Raw genomic sequence first — 20,540 nt, forward strand, 5'->3', positions numbered from 1 at the left:
TCTCGTTCACATTTGCTACCCAATGATGGACATTCGGCCGGCAAATGCAAAATCCGATCGGGCCGGGTCGGTCGGCTGTCGCCGCCACCACGCATCTGCCCCCGAACTACGGCGTGTTCGGCACCCCGGCCGGTTCGAGTCGGGCCAGTACGGCGCCGAGTGCCTCCTCCCGGGACAACGTGACGCATCGAGCATAAGCCTCGTGGTAGCCCGCCTCGCCCAGCTCGGTGACGAGCCGGTCCACCAGCACCCGCAGCTCCGGGCTACCCGCGTCGAAGATGCCGCGAAGCGCCGCGCTCAGCCCCAGCGCCTCGGCCGCGCCGACCGGATCGCCCTCGCGCCCCAGCACCGCGGCCAGCAACTCCGCCGTCGGCGCCACATCCGCCAGGTCACGGCGGGACACCGCCGCCGCCGATGTGGCCGGCAGCAACTCCCGCGCCCGCGAGAGCACATCGGGGCCCTCGGCGGCGCTTGCGAGCAGTGTCGCCAACCGCCCCTGCGCGATCAGGTCACCGACCATCTCGGCGGGCAACGACAGACTCTCGGCGAGTGCTCCCACCCGGTCGAGGATGTCCTCGGCCGCAGCGAACTCCCCTTCTCGACGGTGTAGTTCGGCACGCCCGGTGAGTACGCCGATCTCCAGATAACGATGCCCACGCGCCCACGCCTGCCGCTCCGCGGCGTGCAGTTCGCTCCGCGCGCCGGCCAGGTCCCCGGCCCGCATGCGCTCGGCAGCCAGCGTGCCCCGGTACAGCGACAGATCGTCCACCGCGCCCAGTTCACTCGCCAGTGCCACCGCCCGCTCGAACGCGGCGATCGCCGGTGGGTGTTCGCCCCGGATCGAGTGGTGCGCGCCGATGGCCATCAGCGCCATCCCCAGGCCCCATCGATCGCCCACCGCCGCGAACCCGGACAGCGCTTCGTTCCGCGCCGGCGCTCCGCCCTGCCAGTCGCCGCGATCGGTGTACACGAAGTCGGTCATCCAGTGCGCGCACGCCCGGACCCACGGATCCGATCCGGCCGACATCCGGGCCAGCTCCTGCTCACCCACCTCGGTGTTCCCGGACAGGAAGGCGGCCAGCGGCAGTCCCACCACCAGTGCCGGATAGTGCGCGTACACGTCGGCCATGGCGCACGCCCGCAGCACCGAGCGCAGTTCCTCGCCGTCCGCGAGACGTGGGGCGTTGATCCCGGCCAGCACGTGCATCGCGGCGAACGCGGCTCGCGCATGCTCGGGCAACGCGTCGCCGAAGCGCAGCACCTCGGGCACGATGGTCTCGAACGGCGCACCGATCCCGCGCATCCCCCAGTACCAGAACATCGCACCGGCGAACCGGGCCGCGTCCGCCGCGTCCCCGCCGTCGACGAACGCCCGCAACGCGGCCATCAGGTTGTCGTACTCGGCGTCCAGGAGCGCGATCGAGGTGAGCTGCGCGGCGGTGCGCAGGAGCGGGTCGTGTTCGCAGGCCAACGCCAGGCAGTACCGCTCGAAGCGGCCGGCGAACTCGTCGCGTTCCCCGGCCCGGACCAACCGATCCGCCGCGTAGGCGCGTACCGTCTCCAGCATCCGGTAGCGCGGTTCGCCGTCGCCGACCGCGTCCACGATGGATTTCTCCACCAGGGAGCCGAGTACGTAGAACACGTCGTCCACCGGCAACATTTCGTCGGCGCACACGGCCTCCAGCGCGGCCACCGTCGCACCGCCCGGGAACACCGACAACCGCCGGGCGAGCTGCTGTTCCGACTCGACCAGCAGGTCCCAGCTCCACTCGACGACCGCCAGCAGGGTGCGCCGACGCGGTGCCTCGGCGCGACTGCCGGAGCTGAGCAGCCGGAAGCGGTCGTCGAGGCGGCGGGCGATCTGCTCGACGCTCATCGCACGCAGTCGCGCGGCGGCCAATTCCAGTGCGAGCGGCATCCCGTCCAGTCGTCGGCAGATCTCCACCACCGGTTCGATCGTGCCGGCGTCCAGCGTGAACCCGGGCCGCACCGCGGCGGCCCGGTCCAAGAACAGCCGCACCGACGCCGCCTCGCCCGCCGCGGCGAGATCCGCGCGCGGATCGCCGACCGGAGTCGGCACCGGCAGCGGGCCGACCCGACACAGCGCCTCACCGGTGATGCCCAGCGGCTCCCGGGTGGTGGCGACGATGGTGAGCTGTGGCAACCGGTCCAGGAGGCGGTACGCCAGCTCCGCCGCCGCCTCCACCAGATGCTCGCAGTTGTCCAGGATCAGCACCGCCTCGCCGACGTCGAGCAGTTCGGCGACCCGGTCCACCGGGGTGCCGGCGCGGCGCGGTCGCCCGTCCGAGGAGCGCAGTTCCCACGAACCGAGCGCGGCCAGCACGGCGTCGGCCACTCCGTCCGGCGTGCCCACGCCGGCCAGCGGCACGAACCACACCCGCCCGCGCCGATAGGCCTGATGCCGGGTCACCGCCTACACGGACAACCTGGTCTTACCCGCACCGCCGGCGCCGACCAGCGTGACCAGCCGGGAGCCTGCCATCAGGTCGGCGAGCAACCGCAGTTCGTCGTCCCGGCCGAAGAAGCCGGTCAATCGGGCCGGCAGCGGCGCGGCGGCCGGTTCGGGGCGCGCTGCCGGTGGGGCCAACTCGCCGCGCAGCACCGCTAGATGGGTCTCCCGCAGCTCGGCCGAGGGGTCCACACCCAGTTCCCCGGCCAGTCGGCCCCGGATGTCCTCGTACACCGCCAGCGCGTCGGCCTGGCGTCCCGCCGCGTACAGCGCGCGCATCCGCATCGCCGCGGTGCGTTCGCGCAGCGGGTGCGCCGCGCAGGCCGCGGTCAGATCGGCCAGCACCTCGGCGTGCCGGCCCGAGCGCAGCTCGGCCTCGAACCGGTCCTCGGCGGCATCCACCCGCAGCCCGTCCAACCGCGCGGCGTAGGTCCGGGCGAACGGCGCCTCCACCAGGTCCGCCAGCGCCGGCCCGCGCCACAACGCGAGCGCCTCGGCCAGCACCGCGGCCGCCTCGTCCGCCCGGTCCGCCGCCAGCTCCCGCCGCCCTCGCGCGGCCAGCTCCTCGAACCGGTGCGCGTCCACGTTCTCGGCCCGCACATCGAGCCGGTAGCCGCCGCCGATCAGGTCCACCGACACGCCGGCCGGCCGCAGCACCTTGCGCAACCGCGACACCAACGTCTGTACCGCGTTCCCGGCGTCCGCGAGCGGCTCCGCACCCCACAGCCCGTCCACCAGGGCGTCGATCGACACCACGTTCCCCGCGTCCAACGCCAGCCGGGCCAGCAGCATGCGCAGCCGCACCCCACCGATCTCGATCGGCGTGCCGTCATCGACCTGGGCCCGGACCCCTCCGAGCAGCGCAACCTGCATGCCGCCAGGATCGCAGAGCCCCACGGGGGGCCGGTGGGCGGCAGGTGGCGGGCGCCGGGCCGGCGGGCGACAGGCGGGGGCGCCGCCCGGCGGGCGGTGGCCCCGACCGTCGCGGACCCGGGTCGGCGGGCCGCGGCGCCGCGAGGCACGCAGGCGGGCGCCCGGCCGAGGGTGTCGACCCCCGGCCGGGCGCCCCTGGGGGTTACCCGTGCGTCACCCGATCACGGGCACACGCTCGTGCACGGCGTGCCGAACGCCGTGGCCGAAGCGAGCGGGATGGTGACCGAGGACGGATTGGCCGGACCGGACTTGAGCTGCCAGATGCCGGCCAGCAGGCCCGGTGTCTGGGTCAGCGTCGCGGCCAGGTGCGGGGTGTCGGCCGTGGTCACGTTGACCCGGATCCGGTGCCCGGGGGCGATCGAGGCGAAGGTCGGGAAGACCTCGATGTCGTAGCGGGTGACCTGGTTCGGCTGTACCGAGGTCGTGGTGGTCTGGGTGGACGGGTGGTACGGCATCAGCGTGCTGCCGTCCGGCGCGTACCACGTACGGGCCGGGTCGAGGGCTCGGTGCGAGCCGGCCAGGGCGCCGGAGCTGAGCGGGACCGAGGAGCCGTCGGGGGCGACGTCGGTGACGGTCACCACCCAGTGCGTCTCCGGGGTGTTGGACTGCGCGTACAGGGTGGCGCCGATCGGGCCGGCGAGCACCTTGGTCTCGGTCATCGGGGCGGTCGTGTAGACGAGCGAGTTCGGGCCGCTCTCGCGGGCGGTGTTGCTGTCGGTGCAGGCGGGGTCCTTGAGGAAGCCGCCGAGCCATTGCGCGGTCGAGCGGGTGCACGGGCTGTTGTTCGCCGTCCAACTGATCCACTCGCTGCCGTTGCCGGTGGGCGCGTTCGGGGTGAGCAGGCCGTCGTTGGCGGACGCCGGGGCGCTGCCGGTGCGGCCCTGGTCCAGGTAGAGGCGGGTGGGGTCGGCGCCCGTGAACGGGTAGGTGCGGGTGTCCAGCCAACGGTTGCTGCCCAGTTCCTTCACGTGCAGCGGGTTGGGGTTGGCTCCGCCGGTGATGCCGGTGTCGATGCCCTTCAACCACTTGTCGTACCAGCGCAGTTGCAGCCCGGGCAGGTCCAAGGTGGGGTCCTGGCGCGGGTCGTGGTACCACGGGCCCATCAGGAGTTGGTAGCGGTCGGTGACCGGCTGGCCGGCGATCATCGGCGCGCCGACCGGGCGGCCTGCCCACGCGTTCTGCAGACCGGCGTAGTTCATCAACGCGCCGCGCTGGAACAGGTCGTACCAGCCGCCGACCAGGAACGCGGGCACGCCGTTGGCGACCACGCCGGCGAGCAGGTCCGCCGGGCGGCGCTGCTGCCAGAACGTGCCGTCGTACGCCTGCTCGCCGCCGCCGAGCAGGCCGGTCAGGATCGGCAGGTTGGCCGAGGCGACCCCGCCGAGGTGCTGCAGCTCCAGGGCCAGGGTGTCCAGGATGTTCTGCGTCGAGCCCTGGCGCAGTGCCTCGGCCAGCGGTGCGCTCAGGTGCGCGATGCCGGTGTAGGTCAGCCAGAAGGACATGAACTCGGCGTCCGGGATGCCGCCCATCGTGGCCAGTTCGCGGTACAGGTCGTTGCCCGCAACCAGCGGGAAGATGGCCTTGACCGGCGAGTTCGGGCCGACGGACGCGGCCGTCATGATCTGGTTGATGCCGGCGTACGAGCCGCCGTTGAGGCCGACCTTGCCGTCGGCGTGCGGCAACGCGGCTGCCCAGGCGACCAGTTCGGCGCCGTCCTGGGCCTCCTTCGGCGCCCACGGCGACCACGAACCGGCGGATGTGCCGGTTCCGCGCACGTCGGCCGCCACCGCGATGTAGCCGCGTTGCACGAACCAGGACAACTCGGCCTCGGTGGACCCCTTGCCGTAGGGGGTCTGGGTCAGCAGCACCGGGAACGACCCGGTCGCCGGCGTGGTGGTGCCGGCGGCGGCCGGTGTGTAGACGTCGACCCGCAGGACCGTGCCGTCGGCCATCGTGACGGGCAGGTTCTGCTGCTTGGCGACGCCGTACTGCGCGACGCTGCCCTGCACGAGCGGCGTCGCGCCGGCGGGCGTCGAGGTCGCCGGTACCGCGCCGAAGAGCGCGGCGAGCAGGGCGAGGGTCGAGGCGAGGGCCATGCCGACACGCCGGCGCGCCGCTCTTTGTGCTGTTCGTCGCGGGGGAATGGGAACGGGGATGGGGATGCGGACGGACACCCTGACCTCCAAAAGGTCACGCATACGAGGGGGACGGTGGCGCGAAGTGCGGTGGGTGGGACGGGTGGTCGGATCGCGTCGGGCCCGGGTGGGTTCGACGGCGCGCGGTGGGCACGACCGCGAGGCGGGCGTGCCGGGATGGCCGCGTGGCGGTTCGGCTCTCGAAGCCCGACCGGCGGCCGGTGTCGTCCTCGAACGCGCCCGGCCGGGTCCGCGGCCGCTCGGTGGAGCGAACCTCGGCAAGGCCGGACTGCGTTCGAAACGACCGTCTCAGGGGTGGGTCAGGGGGCGAGCGTCCCGGTCAGGGCTCTGCGCACGGAGGCGGCGCGGAGGTCGCCGACGAGGGCGTGGGTGACGGTGCCGGGAATGACCCAGCCGCCGTGCAGGTGGGCCAGCACGCGGAAGGCCGCGCCGGGCACGCCCGCTTCGTGCAGTCGGGTCAGGTAGCGCTCGCCCTGGTCGCGGACCGGGTCGTATTCGGCGACCGTGATCACGGCCGGCGGCAGGCCGCTCAGGTCGGCCTCGTACATCGGCGAGACCCGCGGATCACGCGGGTCGGTGACGCCGGCCAGGTAGAGGCCGAAGAACTCGTTGCAAGCCTCGGGGGTCAGTCCGCCGAAGTCGAGGATCGCCTCCGGGTCGGTGTCGGTGTCCATCCGGGTCAGGTCCAGGCACGGTACGTCAAGCAACTGGGCGCACGGCATCGGCAGTTCGCGGTCGCGAACGATCAGGCACAGTGCGGCGGCCAGGTTGCCGCCCGCGCTGCACCCGCCGACGGCGATCCGCTCGGGGTCGAGCCCGAGCTCCGCGTGGTTGGCGTGCAGCCACGTGTAGCCCGCGACGCAGTCCTCCAGCGGCACCGGGTAGGGGTGTTCGGGCGCGAGCCGATAGTCGACCAGGGCGACCGCGCACGGCACCAGCGAGGTGATCGGCCCCAGTTCCACCTCGGCGGTGTCCAGGTCGCCCTGGAACCAGCCGCCGCCGTGGATGAAGTAGAACACCGGTGCCGCGGCGGGCAGTCCGGCCGGACGCAGGATGCGCACGGTGATCTCGCCGTCGGCGACCGGCACCTGGTGGTCGGTGGCGGTGACGTCGTCGGGCCGTCCGGTGAAGGCGAGTCGCATGGTCGCGTTGGCGAGCTTGCGCCGCTCGTCCAGGGTCCCGGGCGGCTCGTTCGTGTCGCGGTGGGCGGCGAGCAGGTCGATGATGCGCTGAATCGGCGGGTCCAGGGGCATGGGTCAGCTCTCCATCGCGGGGTCGGGCACGGGGTGCGGCGGGGTGGCGGCGGATGCTGCCAGGACGGGGGTGTCGGCGCGGGTCGTACCGGCGGTCGGCCCGGCATCGGCGGTCGCCGCTCCCGATCGGTCGATCGCGCGCACGTCGGTGCCGAGATAGCCGGCGATCACGGCCGGGTCGGAGCGCACCTGCTCGGGCGTGCCCTCACTGATCACGCGCCCGGCGCCCAGGCAGTACAGCCGGTCGCTGATCGACATCATGAACGGCATGTCGTGCTCGATCACGATCATCGCGGCGTCCAGTTCCTGGCGAAGGCGCAGCAGCAGCGGACCCAGGGCCTCGGTCTCGCGCTGTGCGACGCCGGCGGTCGGCTCGTCCAGGCACAACACGCGCGCGTCCAGGGCGATCAGGTTGGCCAGTTCCACGATCCGCCGGGTGCCGGTGGACAGGCGCGCGACCGGGGTGTCCGCGTAGCGGCCCAGGCCGACCAGGTCGATCAGGTCCACGGCCTCCGCCCGGCGGTGTCGTTCGGCGCGCGTGGCGGCGGGCAGCAGGAGCGCGGTGGACACCAGGCCCGAGCGGCGGCGCGCCTCCAGGGCGACCAACACCGTTTCCCGGACGGTGAGTTCGGGAAACAGGCGGGCGGCCTGGAAGGTCCGGCCGAGGCCGAGTGCGGCTCGCCGGGCGGGGGCCAGGCGCGAGACGTCCCGGCCGAGGAGTTCGACCGTACCGGTGGCCGGCGCGAAGCCGCCGATCGCGTTGAGCAGGGTCGATTTGCCCGCGCCGTTGGTGCCGATCAGGCCGAGGATCTCGCCGGGGCGAAGCTGGATCGACACGGCGTCGACCGCGGTGTTGCCTCCGTAGCGCACCGACACGTCGCGCGTGGCCAGGACCGGCGCGTCGGAGGGGACCGCCTCGCGGCGCTCCCGAACTCGCAGGGCGTGTTCCGGTTTCGGCGCGGGCGTCGACGGCGTGCTCTCGGCCGGCAGTCTGCCCTCGGCCCAGCGCAGCAGGGCCGCGCGCGCCGCGTTCGCGATCTGGGTCAGTCCTCCCGGGAAGTACAGCAGCAGCACCAGCAGTCCGATGCTGGAGGCGAAGATCGGCACCAGCGAGTTGCCGGGGAAGAACGCGGGCAGGCCGATCACCCACACCGCGCCGATCACCGGGCCGACCGTGGAGCCGAGGCCGCCGATCACCACGATGGCCACCAGGGTCAGCGAATCCGACACCTGGAAGAAGCGTTCGGTCAGCGGCACGCTCTGCACACAGCCCGCGAGCAGCGATCCACCGAGCCCGGCGATCGCCCCGGACAGCGCGAACGCGGTGACCTTGGTACGCAGCGGCGGGACGGTACACGCTGCGGCGGCCTCCGGGTTGTCCCGAACGGCGATGGTGCGCCGCCCGGTACCGTGCGCGCGCAGCCGGGCGATCAGCGCCAGGACCACCATCAGCACGACCAACAACACGTAGTAGTAGGTGCGTTCGTCGGCGAGGTCCAGACCGAGCAGGTCACCTCGGGGCAGCGGCACCGAGGACGCGTTGCCGTCGCTGAGGAACGGCCGCCGGTAGAGGTAGCCTGCCGCGGCGACGCCGAGCGCGAAGGTGCTGACCGCCAGGAGCATGCCGTCCACCCGCAGCGCGCCGGCGCCGACGACCGCCGCCAGCGCGGCCGTGACCAGGGCGGCGAGCAGCGCGGAGAGCGCGAACGGCAACGCCTGGAAGGCGACCGTACGATCCCCGCCGATATCGATCGACACGCCTCGGGTGAGCGCGGCGGTGGTCAACGCGCCCAGCCCGGCGAACGCCATCTGGCCGAGTGAGAGTTGGCCGGCCCAGCCGGTGAGCACGGTGAGCGAGCAGGCGCAGATCGCGAAGGCCAGGATCGTGCCGTAGAGCAGATGCCGGGATGCCTGGGTGACCACGAGCGGCAGTAGCACGGCGACCAGGAGAGGGACGACCAGGGCGAGTCGGTTCAGGTGCCGGATCCACCACACGCCGCGCAGCCGTTCCGGGATCGGTGCCGGGCGCGGCCCGGTGGCGAAGGTGCGCACGTCGCCCCGGCTGTCGGTGCGGGCGTCGCGTCGGGCCCGCACCCAGACCGCGACGACCACCGCGCACAGCAGCAGGAAGTCCACCAGGCCGGTCTGTTCGACGAAGTTGAATCGAATGGCCGCCTGGAGCACGCCGATCAGCACGCCGGCGAGCATCGACCAGCGGAACGAGGTCAGTCCCGCGATCACCGCGGCGGCCATCGCCCGGACCATGGTGTTGGGGCCCAGGTCGGCGGTGGCCGAGACCCGGCCGGACTGGCCGGCGATCAGGATCATCGCGAGCGTGGAGAGCAGGCCGGCGAGCGTCCAGACCACGGTGGACACGACCTTGGGGCTGATCCCGACCGTGCGGGCAAGATTCGGGTTCTCGGCGGCGGCGGTGACCGCGCGTCCCTGGGTGGTGCGGCCGAGGAACCAGGTCAGCGCGCCGGCCACAACGGGAACCACGACCAGGACGCACACCTGCGCGCCGGTCACCCGGACGCCGGCGAGCTGCCATTGCGCGTCGATCGCCACCGGGTAGCTCGCGCGGACCGCGCCGTCCACGTCGGGCAGCGCGCGCACCGCCGCCACACACGCCTGGGCGACACCGATGGTGGCGATCAGTACGGTCACCCGAGCCGAGTCGAACAACCTTCGAATTACCGCGAGTTCGACGATCGTCCCGGCCAGGGTGCCGACCAGGAGCGAGCCGGTCAACGCGGCCCAGAACGGCACACCGTAGTTGATCACCGCGAGCGGCAGCAGCGCCGCACCGATCACGCCCAGGTTGCCGACCGCGAAGTTGATCACCCGACCGGAGCGGTACACCAACACGATGCCGAGTGCGATCAGGCCGATCGCGAGGCCGTTGACCAGGCCGTCGAAAGCGATCTGGCGAGTCATCAGATCAGCCATGGTCGGCACCCTTTCCGGCAGAGCCGGCAGAGCCGGCAGAGCCGACAGAGCCGACGGAGCCGACGGAGCCGATCGGCCCGGCCGGCCCGGCCGAGCCGACGGACCGTGCCGCGTCGAAGGAACCCGCGGTCCCGTCCGCGGCGCCCGCCTCCGCGTCACCGCCCAGGAACACCGCTCGCACGAAGTCGCGTTCGGCCAGGTCGGCCGCCGCCCCCTCGAACCGGATCCGGCCCTTCTCCAGGAAGATCGCCCGATCCGCGATCGACATCGCCACGTTCAGCGACTGCTCCACCACGATCATCGCCAGCCCCTCGGCCCTGAGCCGCTCGATCACCGCGAGCAGCTCGGCCACCATCGCCGGCGCGAGGCCCAGCGAGAGTTCGTCGATCAACAACACCTCGGGGTCGTGCAGCAGCGCCATCGCCAGCGCGAGCATCTGCTGCTGCCCGCCCGACAGCGCCGACGCCGGCTCGCCCGCCCGTTCGACCAACTGCGGGAACAGCGCGAGCGAACGCTCGATCCTGGCCCGCACCTGTTCGGGATCGGCGCGGTGGATGTACGCGCCCATCTCCAGGTTCTCCCGCACACTCATCCCGGGGAACACGCCCGCGCCGCCGGCCAACGACACGATGCCGAGCCGGATCCGCTGCTCGGGGGCGACGAAGGTGACGGTGCGTCCGTCCAGTCGGATCACTCCGCGCTCGGGAGTGGCCAGGCCCGCGATCAGCCGCAGGATGGTGGACTTGCCCGCGCCGTTGGTGCCGAGCAGCGCCAGCACCTCGCCGCGCCGCACCTCGAGGCCGACGTCGAACAGGACCTGCACCTGGCCGTAGGAGAAGTCCACGTGGTTGAGCTGGAGCACCGGGACCTGATCGGGCCGGGCCCGCCGGCGCTCGTGTTCCTCGTGCTCCTCGTGCAGTTCGGCCACGATCAGCGCGAGGTCGTCGTGCACGTAGCCGGCGCCGCGGATGATCAGCAGGCCGCCGATGACGGTGGCCGGGACCAGGGTGACCAGCACCGCGGTGCGCGGGCCGAAGCTGTCGATCAGCGGCGCGGAGACCAGGCCGCCGCCGGTGGCGCCGATGAAGAACACGTAGATGGAGGCCATCGCGGTGCCCAGCCCGCGCAGCCGGTAGGGGACGATCGTCTGCATCAGCGGACCCATCAGCGCGAACGCGCAGGACAGGAGCACGATCTGCGGCACGCCGAAGACGGTGTAGAGCACCGGGTTGGGCGAGAAGTACTGCAACGGCGCGAACAGTGCCGAGGGCACGATCAGCATCCCGATCAGGCGCAGCGCCTGCGCCGGGTCCTCGCGGAAGCGGCGGTCGTAGTAGCGGCCGATGAACGGCAGCACGAGCAGTCCGCCGATCCCGCCGGCGGTGCCGACCAGGCCCCGTTCGAACGCGCCGAGGCCGTACTCCTGTTCCAGGAACAGGTTGCCCAGCACGGGCGTGGTGAACAGGCCGAAGCCCATCGCGGCGAAGGCCAGGATCACCGTCTTGAGCGTGCGGATCCGGCCGAGCCGGGCGAACGCCGCCTCGATCGAGATCGGCGGCGGGTTCTCGTCCTCGATCACCTCGCCGAGCACGTCGGCCTTCTCCCATTGCCCGCGCGGGGGTTCGGGCAGGAAGAAGGCGAACGCGGCGAAGATCAGCACCGGCAGGCCGAGCAGGTAGTACGCCCAGCGCCAGCCGTCGGGTCCGCCGACCGCCGCGGCGATCCCGCCGACCACCAGCGGGCTGAGCACCGCGCAGAGTCGGCCGCCCACACCGATCGAGGCACCCAGCCGGCCGCGGATTCCGATCGGGTAGGTGTCGGCCAGCAACGACCCCTGCACGGGGCCGCTGTTGGACTTGGCCACGCCCGCGCCGAACCGGGTCCAAAAGAACATGAACGCGTTCATCGCGAAGCCGGAGAGGAACACCATCGCGGCGAAGAACGCCGTGGAGATGCCGATCACCGGACCGCGCCGGAAGCGGTCCGCGATCCAGCCCATCGGTACCGCGCCGAGTACGGTGAACGCGCCCGCGGCGACGCCGAGGAAGACGATCGTGCCGTTGCCCACGCCCAGGCTGTCCCGGATGTCGGGGGCGAGCACCGCGAGCGCGGCGCCTTCGAGTTCGTCGAGCGCGGTCAGGATCAGCAGCACGGTGAACACGGAGGTGCCACCCCTGCGCAGCCCCTGACGCAGGGTCAACGGTTCGGCGGGCGGTTTCCGGTCGGCCGGGTCGGGGCCGCCGCCGACGCCGGGGACGGCGGTATCGGCGTCGGCGGCGGGGTTCTCGGGCCGGTTCGTCGGCCTGCGTCGGCCGGACGACGTGCGCCCGGCCGCCCGGGGTGTCTCGTCCAGGACCGCACCGGCGAGATCCGCCAGGTTGCCGGGCTCGCCTCCGGTGTCGTCCCGCTGGGGTGCGGCGGTGCCGCCGTCCATATCTGATCGGCCTTTCTCGTGGTTCGTGTGCCGTCACTCCGGCACCGCGCGTGCCGCCACTTCGTCGCGGAGCACGCCTTCACGTCATCGCGGTCCGCGTGCTCGGTTCGTCGCGACGCGTGCGATCACTTCGTCGCGGAGATCGGCGGCCCGGCCGGGAGCATCTGGTTCTGGGCCGGGTCCCATCGGTACACGCCCACCGCGTCGCCGGCGCTGTGCTTGCCGGGTGCGAGCGAGGCGAGCGGCATACCGGGCAGCGTGAGCTTGGTCAGCGACTCGGCGCCGCGCTGCCAGGACGCCGCGGTCAGGTCCCGCCCGGCGGCGTCGGCCGCCTGGACGAACAGCCGGAAGGCGGCGCACGAGTTGGCCACCGCGCTCAGCGCCTCCCGACCGGCCGCCGCCGCGTCGAAGCGCTCCCCGACGCCGCCCGCGTTGTACTCGTCCACGCACGCCGTCACCGCCGGGTCGGCGAGCAGTTCGGCCTTGGTCGGGATGTACGGCGCGGCCACCGTCACCCGCTGCATCGTCGTCGGCTTGATCCCGGTGGTCTTGACCACCGCCGGGCTGAGCGCCTGGGCCGAGGTCGCGTACACCTGCTCGGGCAGCCAGTTCGCGCGTTGCAGCGCGATCATCAGGTTGGAGAAGTTGGAAGTGTTGAGGATCGTGTCGGCGCCCGAGGAGCGCATCTTCTGGACCAGGGTGTCCAACGCCTGGTCGCCGGCCGCCTGGTCGGTGCCGTAGTCGTCGAGCGGGGTCTGCGTGACCACGTCGACGCCCGCCGCGTCCAGGAGCGGTTTGACGGTGTTCTTGGTGACGGCCGCGTCCTGGGCCTCCCAGTACAGCGCGACCTTCTTGCCCTGGAGCAGCTTCTGGTCGAGCAGCGCCTTGACGGCGGCGGCCCGCTGGCGGTCGTCGGCCATCTCCAGCGCGACGAACGGTGCCTTGGAGCGGCGGTCGCGTTCGGCGGACTGGCCCCATTGGCCGAGGTAGGGCGTGCCGTGCGTCTCGGTGAAGCACAGCGGGGTGTCCCCGGTGAGGATGCCGATGGCCAGGAACACCTTCTTGTCCTCGCTCAGTTCCACGCACGCGGCCTGCGCCTCGGCCGGGCCGGTGGGCAGGAACGGGCGGAAGGCGAGTTCGATGGTGCGGCCCTGGACGCCGCCGCGCTTGTTCTGCGCGGCGATCCAGGCGGCGTACATGTCCTTGCTCGCCGGGCCCTCGCTCGGCACGCCGAAGGCCTTGAGTTGCGCGGGGTCGGTGGCCGCGACGCCGAGCTTGACGGTGGTGTCGGTGACGCCCCTGGCGGGGCCGCTCGGGGCGGCGGCCGGCCCGGTGGGCTTCTTGTCGTCCGACTTCTTCTCGACCGAGCAGCCGACCGACGCGGTCAGGCCGAAAGCGACGAGCAGGACGCCTGCGGCGATACGTCGCGCCGGAGCGGGTCGGTCTCCTCGGAGCAACACAGCGGCTCACCTGTCCTTCGAAGGAAGTGTGGGAATGGCGGCCGGGGAGGCCCTGGCCCCGGCGAATCCGGGGGGATTTGTGTGTCACATCACGACGGCGGGACGCTAACATCGAATACATGCCAGATGGAAGGCTTTCGTGGACGGCATCATCCCGACTCCTCGCCGGCGGTACGCTCGGCGAGGCCGAATCGCACACCTTCGACCCCTCTCGTCCCCCCTTTTCGCGGGCGGATCTGCGCTACTGCGACCTGCCCCCGGCCGACCCCCGACCGGGTACGGCACCCCTGCTCCTGCTGCACGGATTCGCGGGCAGCCTGGCCGACTGGGACGGCGTCGCGCCGCTCCTGGCCCGGGATCGGCGGGTGCTGGCGTACGACCACCGCGGGCACGGCGGCAGCACCAAGTTCGCCGACCGATCCGCGTACACCTTCGACCTGCTCTCCGCCGACCTGGCGGGTTTCGTCGAGCGCCTGCTGCCCGAGCCGATCGATCTGCTCGGCCACTCGATGGGCGGCGTCCTGGCGCTGCGCTACACGCTGGCCCACCCGGACCGGGTGCGGTCGCTGGTCCTGATGGACACCGCCGCCGAACCCACCGGCACGCCGCTGTCGCGGGCGCTCGGCAAGGGCATGAACGCGGTGGTCGGCCGGTTCGGCCTGACCCCGCTGCTGACCGTCCTGAAGCCGTTCACCCGCACCCCGGCGGACGCCGACCCCGACGTCCTGGCCCGCCGCGAGCGACAGACCCGCGCGCTCACCGGGATGGACCGCGCCGCCTTCGTCGGCTGCGCCGAGGCGCTCGGCGCGTATCCGTCCCTGGTCGGCCGGTTGGCCGAGCTGTCCTGCCCGGTCACCGTCGTCGTCGGCGAACACGACCGGCGGTTGCGGGGCGCGGCCGACCGGTTCGCCGCCGACATCCCGGGAGCGGAGCTCCGGGTGATCCCGGGAGCCAAACACAGTCCGCAGACGGAGCGACCCCAGGCGTGGCTGCACGCGATTCACGAGCACCTGACCCGGTAGCGCCTCGAACACCGGCCGGGCGAAGTCGCGCCCGGCCGCGAGTCGCCCGCTTCCCCGATACGAAGGAACGATCGCGTGATCGCCAAGACCGACTTTCCGCCCGGACGGTGGCGGGCCCGATGGATCTGGGCCGAGCCGCGGGACGACCGCCCGCCCGGCCGGCACGCCGTCGCGTTGCGGGCCGAGCTCCACCTCGACGCCGTCCCCGAGCGGGTGCCCACCCGAGTGGTCGCGCTCTCCGGATACGCGCTGTCCGTGAACGGCGTCGAGGTGGCCCGCGGGCCGGTGCGCGCGAATCCGCGCGTGCGGCCGTACGACGACCTCGATCTGGCCGGCCGGCTGCGGCCCGGGGCCAACGTGGTGACCGCGCTCGCCTGGGTCTACGACGGGCCGAACCCGTGGTGGTTGCCGCCGTCGCCGTTCGCCAACGACCTGGTGCACGGCGCGTTCGTGCTGGAGGCCCGGCTGGGCCCGGACACCTGGTTCGTCACCGACGAGCGGTGGCAGGCCCACCTGCTGGACGGCTGGACCGCAACCGCCGGAGGCGGCACCGTCTCCGGGCGTGGCCGCGAACTGCTGGACGCCCGGGCGCTGCCCGCCGACTGGCAGCTACCGGACCACGATCCGGGCTGGCCGGCGGCCGTGCTGCGACGCGCGATGACCACCGGCGAACCGGGCCGGCCCGAACCGCCCAGCTACCCGGGCGGCCCGTTCGGCGGCCGGCCGATCACCTGGCCGCAACCGCGCGAGACGATCCTGACCCCGGGCGCCGGCGGCGGGTACACCGCGGCGCAGGTGCTCTCGGGCACCCTGGTCGTCGACGCCCACGGCCCGACCGGCGCCGAAGTCGTGCTGCACACCGCCGAGTTCCTCGACCCGAGCGGACGACCCGCGCCCGGCGAGCACGACGCGAGCCTGGCGGTGACCGCCGACGGCGGCCGGCGCGTGCTCGAATCGCTCGACTCCTACGGCCTGCGCGGCGTCCTGGTCGAGGCCCCGGACGACGTCACCGTGCACCGCGTGGCCGTCCGCGAACGCACCTACCCGGTCACCGGCGGCGCGTGGTTCACCTGCTCGGATCCTCGCCTGGAACAAATCTGGCGGGTCGGCCGACGCACGGTGACGCTGTGCTCGGCGGACGCCTACGTCGACTGCCCCACCCGCGAGCAGCGGGCCTGGACCGGCGACGCGGTGGTGCACCAGTTGGTCGACCTGACCACCAACGCCGACTGGCGGTTGGCCCGTTGGCACCCGAGGTTGGCCGCCTCCCCACGCTCGGACGGCATGTTGCCGATGGCGGTGGCCGGGGACGCCGAGTGGGCCGACTTCACGGTGATCCCGGATTGGGCGCTGCACTGGGTGCACTCGGTGTGGAACCTGTACCGCTACGTGGGCGATCGGGAGGAGATCGCCGAACTGCTGCCGGTGGCCGAGCGCGTGCTGCGCTGGTTCGTCCCGTTCCTGGACGACACCGGCCTGCCCACCGACGTGTTCGGCTGGGTGATCATCGACTGGTCCGCGGTGCACACCGAGGGCGTCTCGGCGGCGCTGTGCGGTCTGTGGGGCCGGGGCCTGCTGGAGTTCGCCGAACTGGCCGACTGGCTCGGCGATCGGGGCCGGGCGGACTGGGCACGCGCCGCGCACGCCCGGCTCGTGGCGGGCTTCGAGCGGCTGTGGGACCCGGAGCGGGAGCGCTACGCGGACTCGATCGCGGACGGCGAACGCCGTCCGATGGCGTCCCAGCACGGCCAGGCGGCGGCGATCGTGGGCGGCCTGGTGCCGGCCGAGCGGATCGAGCGGCTGGTGCGGGTGCTCACCGCCGAGGACGACCTGGTCCACGCCGCCTTCAGCGCCCCGGACGGCCCCGCCGACCCCGGCTCGGACACCGAGGTCGGCGGCGCGCACCTGCGCGCCGGGCCGCCGAAGCCGTGGTGGGACACCGGACGTCAAGTGGTGCGCGCCCAGCCGTTCTTCCGCTACGTGGTGCACGACGCGCTGGCCCGGGCCGGCCGCGCCGACCTGATCGCCGGCCTGTGCCTGGACTGGGTCGCGCTGCTCGCGCGCAGCGACACCTCGTGGAGCGAGACCTGGTACGGCGGCACGGTCAGCCACGGCTGGTCCTCGACGCCCACGCGCGATCTGATGACGCGCGTCCTGGGCGTGGAACCGGCCGAACCGGGGTTCGCGGTGGCCCGGATCGATCCCGAACTCGGCTACCTGACCCGGGCCGCGGGCGCGGTGCCGTGCCCGGCGGGCCGGATCGAGGTCGTGGTGACGCCAAGCCTGTTGACGGTGGACAGCCCGGTGCCGTTCGTGCACGCCGGTCGGCGCCGACCCGCCGGACGGCACACCATCCACCGGGCGGACCCACCGGCCCCGTAGCCGCGAACGCGCACCGGATCCCGGGGCCGGCGCGGGGCCGCCGGCCACCGAGGCACCGGATCCCGGCGCCCGGCACGAGGTCACCGCCCGGTCATTGCCTCGCCGTCCCGCCCGCCTCCGGCAGCGGGACGGCGAGCACCGCCAGAAAGCGGTCCAGGAACTGGCCGTAGGCGGCCACCATGTCCACCCGGTCCGGCTCCAGCAGCCACTGCACCTGGAGGCCGTCCATCGCGGCCAGCATCAACTCGGCGCAGTGCTCGGCGTCCACGTCGGCGGCGATGTCACCGTCGTCCCGCGCCCGGGCCAGGTGCCCGGCGGCGATCTCGCGCGCGATCCGGTAGCGCTCGACGAAGTACGCGTGCGCCGGATGCGCGGGATCGGTGGCCTGCACGGACAGCGTCGCGAACAGCCGGATCAGCAACGGCTGTCGGGCGTTGAGCGCGACCACGTCCCGGCTGGCCCGCACCCACGCGATGCCGGACACGTCCACCGGCTCGTCGGGGGTCAGCGTCAGTTCGTCCTTGTACCGCAGCACGGCGGTGAGCAACTCCTCCTTCGACGCGAAGTGGTGCCGCAGGCCGGTGTGCGACAGACCTACCTGAGCGGCGATCTCGCGCAACGAGACCGCGTCGTAGCCGCGCGTGGCGAACACCTCGAGCGCCGCGTGCACGATCTCCTGCCGCCGCGCGACACCGCGCGCGTACGGGCCCCGTGCCCCCGTGCGATCCGACATCCGTCCGGCTCCCCTCGTGAAAGCATTCCACCTGGAATATATTGAATGTAGTGTGCCCCGCGTGTCGCAGGCCAACGGTCATGATGACCGCACCCTTCCCCTGTCCTCGGTCGAAGAGGCGTCCGGCGCCTTCGAGCCGCTCGAAACCACCCCCATGCACAGTCCCAGGGCGCCGGACGCCCACATCCTCGAGCACATCGAGGCGGCCCTGGCCGGACTCGACCTCGAACGCAAGGTCCGGCTGCTCACCGGTTCGGGATTCTGGCGAACCGCCGCGGAACCCGCGATCGGACTGCGCGAGATGGTGTTGTGCGACGGTCCGGCGGGCGTGCGCGGCGAGCGCTTCGACGAACGCGAGCCGTCCGCGTCCCTGCCCTGTCCGACCGCGCTCGCCGCGTCCTGGGACGAGGACCTGGTCGAGCGGCTCGGCGGCCTGCTCGCCGTCGAGGCACGCCGCAAGCAGGTGGACGTCGTGCTGGGCCCGACCGTCAACCTCCAGCGCAGCCCGTACGCCGGCCGGCACTTCGAGTGCTACTCGGAGGATCCGCTGCTGTCCGGTCGGATCGGCGCGGCGCTGGTGCGCGGGGTCCAGGCGGGCGGCGTGGCCGCCTGCGTCAAGCACTTCACCGCCAACGACTCGGAGACCGAGCGGTACTCCGTCGATGTGCGGATGTCGCGGCGGGCGCTGCACGAGGTCCATCTCGCGCCGTTCGAGGAGATCGTGCGCGCGGGCGGCGTATGGGCGCTGATGGCCGCCTACAACAGCGTGGACGGCGTCACCATGACCGAAAGCCCGCTGCTGGAGACGCCGTTGCGGACCGAGTGGGGCTTCGACGGGCCGGCCGTCTCGGACTGGTTCGCGACCCGCTCGACCGAGGGCGCCGCGAGCGCCGAGCTGGACCTGGCGATGCCGGGCCCGGGTCCGGACCGGCCGTGGGGCGCGGCACTGGTGGCCGCCGTACGCGCGGGTCTGGTCCCGCGGGAGGCGGTCGACCGCAAGGTGCGCCGGCTGTTGTTGCTCGCCGCCCGGGTCGGCGCGCTCGCCGACATCGCACCGCCCGCGCCGGCGCCCCTGGCGTCCGAGCCCGCCGTACTGCTGCGCGAGGCCGCCGCGGCGGGCATGGTGCTGCTGCGCGACACCGGCGCGGCGCTGCCGCTGGATCCCGGCACCCTGCGCCGGGTCGCGGTGCTGGGACCCAACGCCGACACGGCGCGGATCCAGGGCGGCGGCAGCGCGACGGTCGTACCGCCGTACACGATCGGCCCGCTGGCCGGTCTGCGCGCCGCGCTGGGACCCGACATCGAGGTCACCCATGGCGTCGGCGCCCGGATCCGTCATCGGCTGCCCGCGGTCACCGGCGCGGACGTGCACGATCCCAAGACCGGCGAGCGCGGTCTGTGGGTGCGCTTCATCGGTCCCGGCGGCGAGGTGCTGCACGAGGAGGCACGCGGCGGTGGGCGGCTGTTGTGGCTCGACGATCCGATCGTCGCGCGGGCCGTGGCGATCGAGGCGATCGGCGTGTTGGAGGTCCGCGAGGACGGGCCGCACCGGATCGGCGTGGCCGGCGTGGGCCGCTTCCGACTGCTGGCCGACGGCGTCCCGCTCGTGGACGACGACCTGGTCACCGACGACCCGCTCGGCGGCATCCTCACCCCACCCGAGCGGTGGGCCGTCGTGGACCTGAAGGCCGGTGGGGAGGTCGAGTTGCACCTGCGCCACGACTTCGAGGCGGAGCGCCCGGGCACCGGGTTCGTGCTCGGCGTCGATCGGCCGGCGGCGCACGAGGACGCGGACCTGGAGCACGCCGTCGCGCTCGCGGCGGACGCCGAAGTGGCGATCGTCGTGGTGGGCAGCACCGAGGAGAGCGACAGCGAGGGCCGCGACCGGGCGCACCTGTCCCTGCCGGGCCGGCAGGACGAATTGATCCGCCGGGTCGCCGCGGTCAACCCGAACACGGTGGTGGTGGTCAACGCCGGCTCACCCGTGCTGCTGCCCTGGCGCGAGGACGTCGCGGCGATCCTGGTCTCGTGGTTCCCGGGACAGGAGTTCGGCGCGGCGCTGGCCGACGTGCTGCTCGGGCGCGCCGAGCCGGGCGGCCGACTGCCGATGACCTGGCCCGGGCACGAGGACGACCCGGCGGTGTTGTCCACGATCCCGACCGAGGGGCGTCTGGAGTACGCCGAGGGCATCCACCTCGGCTACCGCGGCTGGGCGCGGGCGGGCGCCACGCCGGCCTACCCGTTCGGGCACGGCCTGGGTTGGACCACGTGGGAGCACGTCGGGATGGAAACGCTCGCGTCCGATGCCGGTTTCGTGGCCCGGGTGACGGTGCGCAACACCGGCGCACGCGCGGGCCGGCACGTACTCCAGGCCTATCTCGGTCGCGCCGACGGCGGTGTCGAGCGCCCCGTCCTGTGGCTGGCCGGCCACGCGTCGGCGACCGCCGCGGCCGGCGCCGAGGTCACCGTCGACCTGCGGGTGCCGGCCCGCGCCTTCGAGTACTGGTCCGAGGAGACGGGCCGCCGCGAGAGCGAGCCCGGCACCTACACCCTGCGCGTGGGCGGATCCAGCGCCGACCTGCCGCTGCGCACCACCGTGGAGGTGCACCCGACAGGTCGATCCTGACCGGGTGTGGGACGGTCCGCGCCCACGCGCGACCGTCCCACACCCGGCCCGCGAAGGCAGTACACCGCCACTCCGGAGACCGCCTCCGGCGCGAGCACGCGGGCGACGAGCACGAGGCCCAG

The 20,540-nt window shown here is 73.1% G+C and carries 11 protein-coding genes; 3 read left to right on the forward strand and 8 right to left on the reverse strand.

Annotated features, from left to right (window positions below; translation table 11 throughout):
* Window positions 1-106: 106 nt before the first annotated feature.
* The 7 genes from ACIBSV_RS00895 to ACIBSV_RS00925 form a co-directional block, all read right to left on the reverse strand.
* Complete coding sequence (locus tag ACIBSV_RS00895; protein WP_395858742.1) at window positions 107-2,431, reverse strand: ATP-binding protein; 2,325 nt, start codon at window positions 2,429-2,431, stop codon at window positions 107-109.
* A gap of 3 nt (window positions 2,432-2,434) precedes the next feature.
* Window positions 2,435-3,343: a BTAD domain-containing putative transcriptional regulator gene (locus ACIBSV_RS00900; RefSeq protein ID WP_395858743.1), complete on the reverse strand. Its 909-nt coding sequence runs from the start codon at window positions 3,341-3,343 to the stop codon at window positions 2,435-2,437.
* 221 nt (window positions 3,344-3,564) lie between these two features.
* A complete protein-coding gene (locus tag ACIBSV_RS00905) occupies window positions 3,565-5,499 on the reverse strand; it encodes a CocE/NonD family hydrolase (RefSeq protein ID WP_395858744.1) in 1,935 nt (644 codons plus the stop codon).
* A gap of 359 nt (window positions 5,500-5,858) precedes the next feature.
* Window positions 5,859-6,812, reverse strand: coding sequence for an alpha/beta hydrolase (locus tag ACIBSV_RS00910; protein ID WP_395858745.1), 954 nt, complete (start codon window positions 6,810-6,812; stop codon window positions 5,859-5,861).
* A gap of 3 nt (window positions 6,813-6,815) precedes the next feature.
* On the reverse strand, window positions 6,816-9,761 hold the full coding sequence (locus tag ACIBSV_RS00915; protein ID WP_395858746.1) for an ATP-binding cassette domain-containing protein: 2,946 nt from the start codon (window positions 9,759-9,761) through the stop codon (window positions 6,816-6,818).
* The gene (locus tag ACIBSV_RS00920) at window positions 9,754-12,195 is read right to left on the reverse strand and encodes an MFS transporter (RefSeq protein WP_395858747.1); all 2,442 of its coding nucleotides are present in this window, start codon (window positions 12,193-12,195) and stop codon (window positions 9,754-9,756) included. The genes ACIBSV_RS00915 and ACIBSV_RS00920 overlap by 8 nt, the downstream gene beginning before the upstream one ends.
* Window positions 12,196-12,320: 125 nt before the next feature.
* The gene (locus tag ACIBSV_RS00925; protein ID WP_395858748.1) at window positions 12,321-13,655 is read right to left on the reverse strand and encodes an ABC transporter substrate-binding protein; all 1,335 of its coding nucleotides are present in this window, start codon (window positions 13,653-13,655) and stop codon (window positions 12,321-12,323) included.
* A 119-nt stretch (window positions 13,656-13,774) separates the two neighbouring features.
* Between ACIBSV_RS00925 and ACIBSV_RS00930 the strand changes: the two genes are divergently transcribed.
* Both ACIBSV_RS00930 and ACIBSV_RS00935 read left to right on the forward strand, forming a co-directional pair.
* The gene (locus tag ACIBSV_RS00930; RefSeq protein ID WP_395858749.1) at window positions 13,775-14,677 is read left to right on the forward strand and encodes an alpha/beta fold hydrolase; all 903 of its coding nucleotides are present in this window, start codon (window positions 13,775-13,777) and stop codon (window positions 14,675-14,677) included.
* Between the two features lie 75 nt (window positions 14,678-14,752).
* Window positions 14,753-17,059 (forward strand): hypothetical protein, encoded by a 2,307-nt coding sequence (locus ACIBSV_RS00935; RefSeq protein WP_395858750.1) that lies wholly within the window; start codon window positions 14,753-14,755, stop codon window positions 17,057-17,059.
* A 91-nt stretch (window positions 17,060-17,150) separates the two neighbouring features.
* On the opposite strand, the gene ACIBSV_RS00940 is transcribed toward ACIBSV_RS00935, so the two are convergent.
* Window positions 17,151-17,792: a helix-turn-helix domain-containing protein gene (locus ACIBSV_RS00940; protein WP_331770830.1), complete on the reverse strand. Its 642-nt coding sequence runs from the start codon at window positions 17,790-17,792 to the stop codon at window positions 17,151-17,153.
* Between the two features lie 61 nt (window positions 17,793-17,853).
* On the opposite strand from ACIBSV_RS00940, the gene ACIBSV_RS00945 reads away from it, so the two are divergent.
* Window positions 17,854-20,418 carry a beta-glucosidase gene (locus ACIBSV_RS00945; RefSeq protein ID WP_395858751.1) on the forward strand — a complete coding sequence of 855 codons (2,565 nt, stop codon included), beginning with the start codon at window positions 17,854-17,856 and terminating at the stop codon, window positions 20,416-20,418.
* Window positions 20,419-20,540: the final 122 nt, after the last annotated feature.

The organism is Embleya sp. NPDC050154, from assembly GCF_044460165.1.
Taxonomy (GTDB): Bacteria; Actinomycetota; Actinomycetes; order Streptomycetales; family Streptomycetaceae; genus Embleya.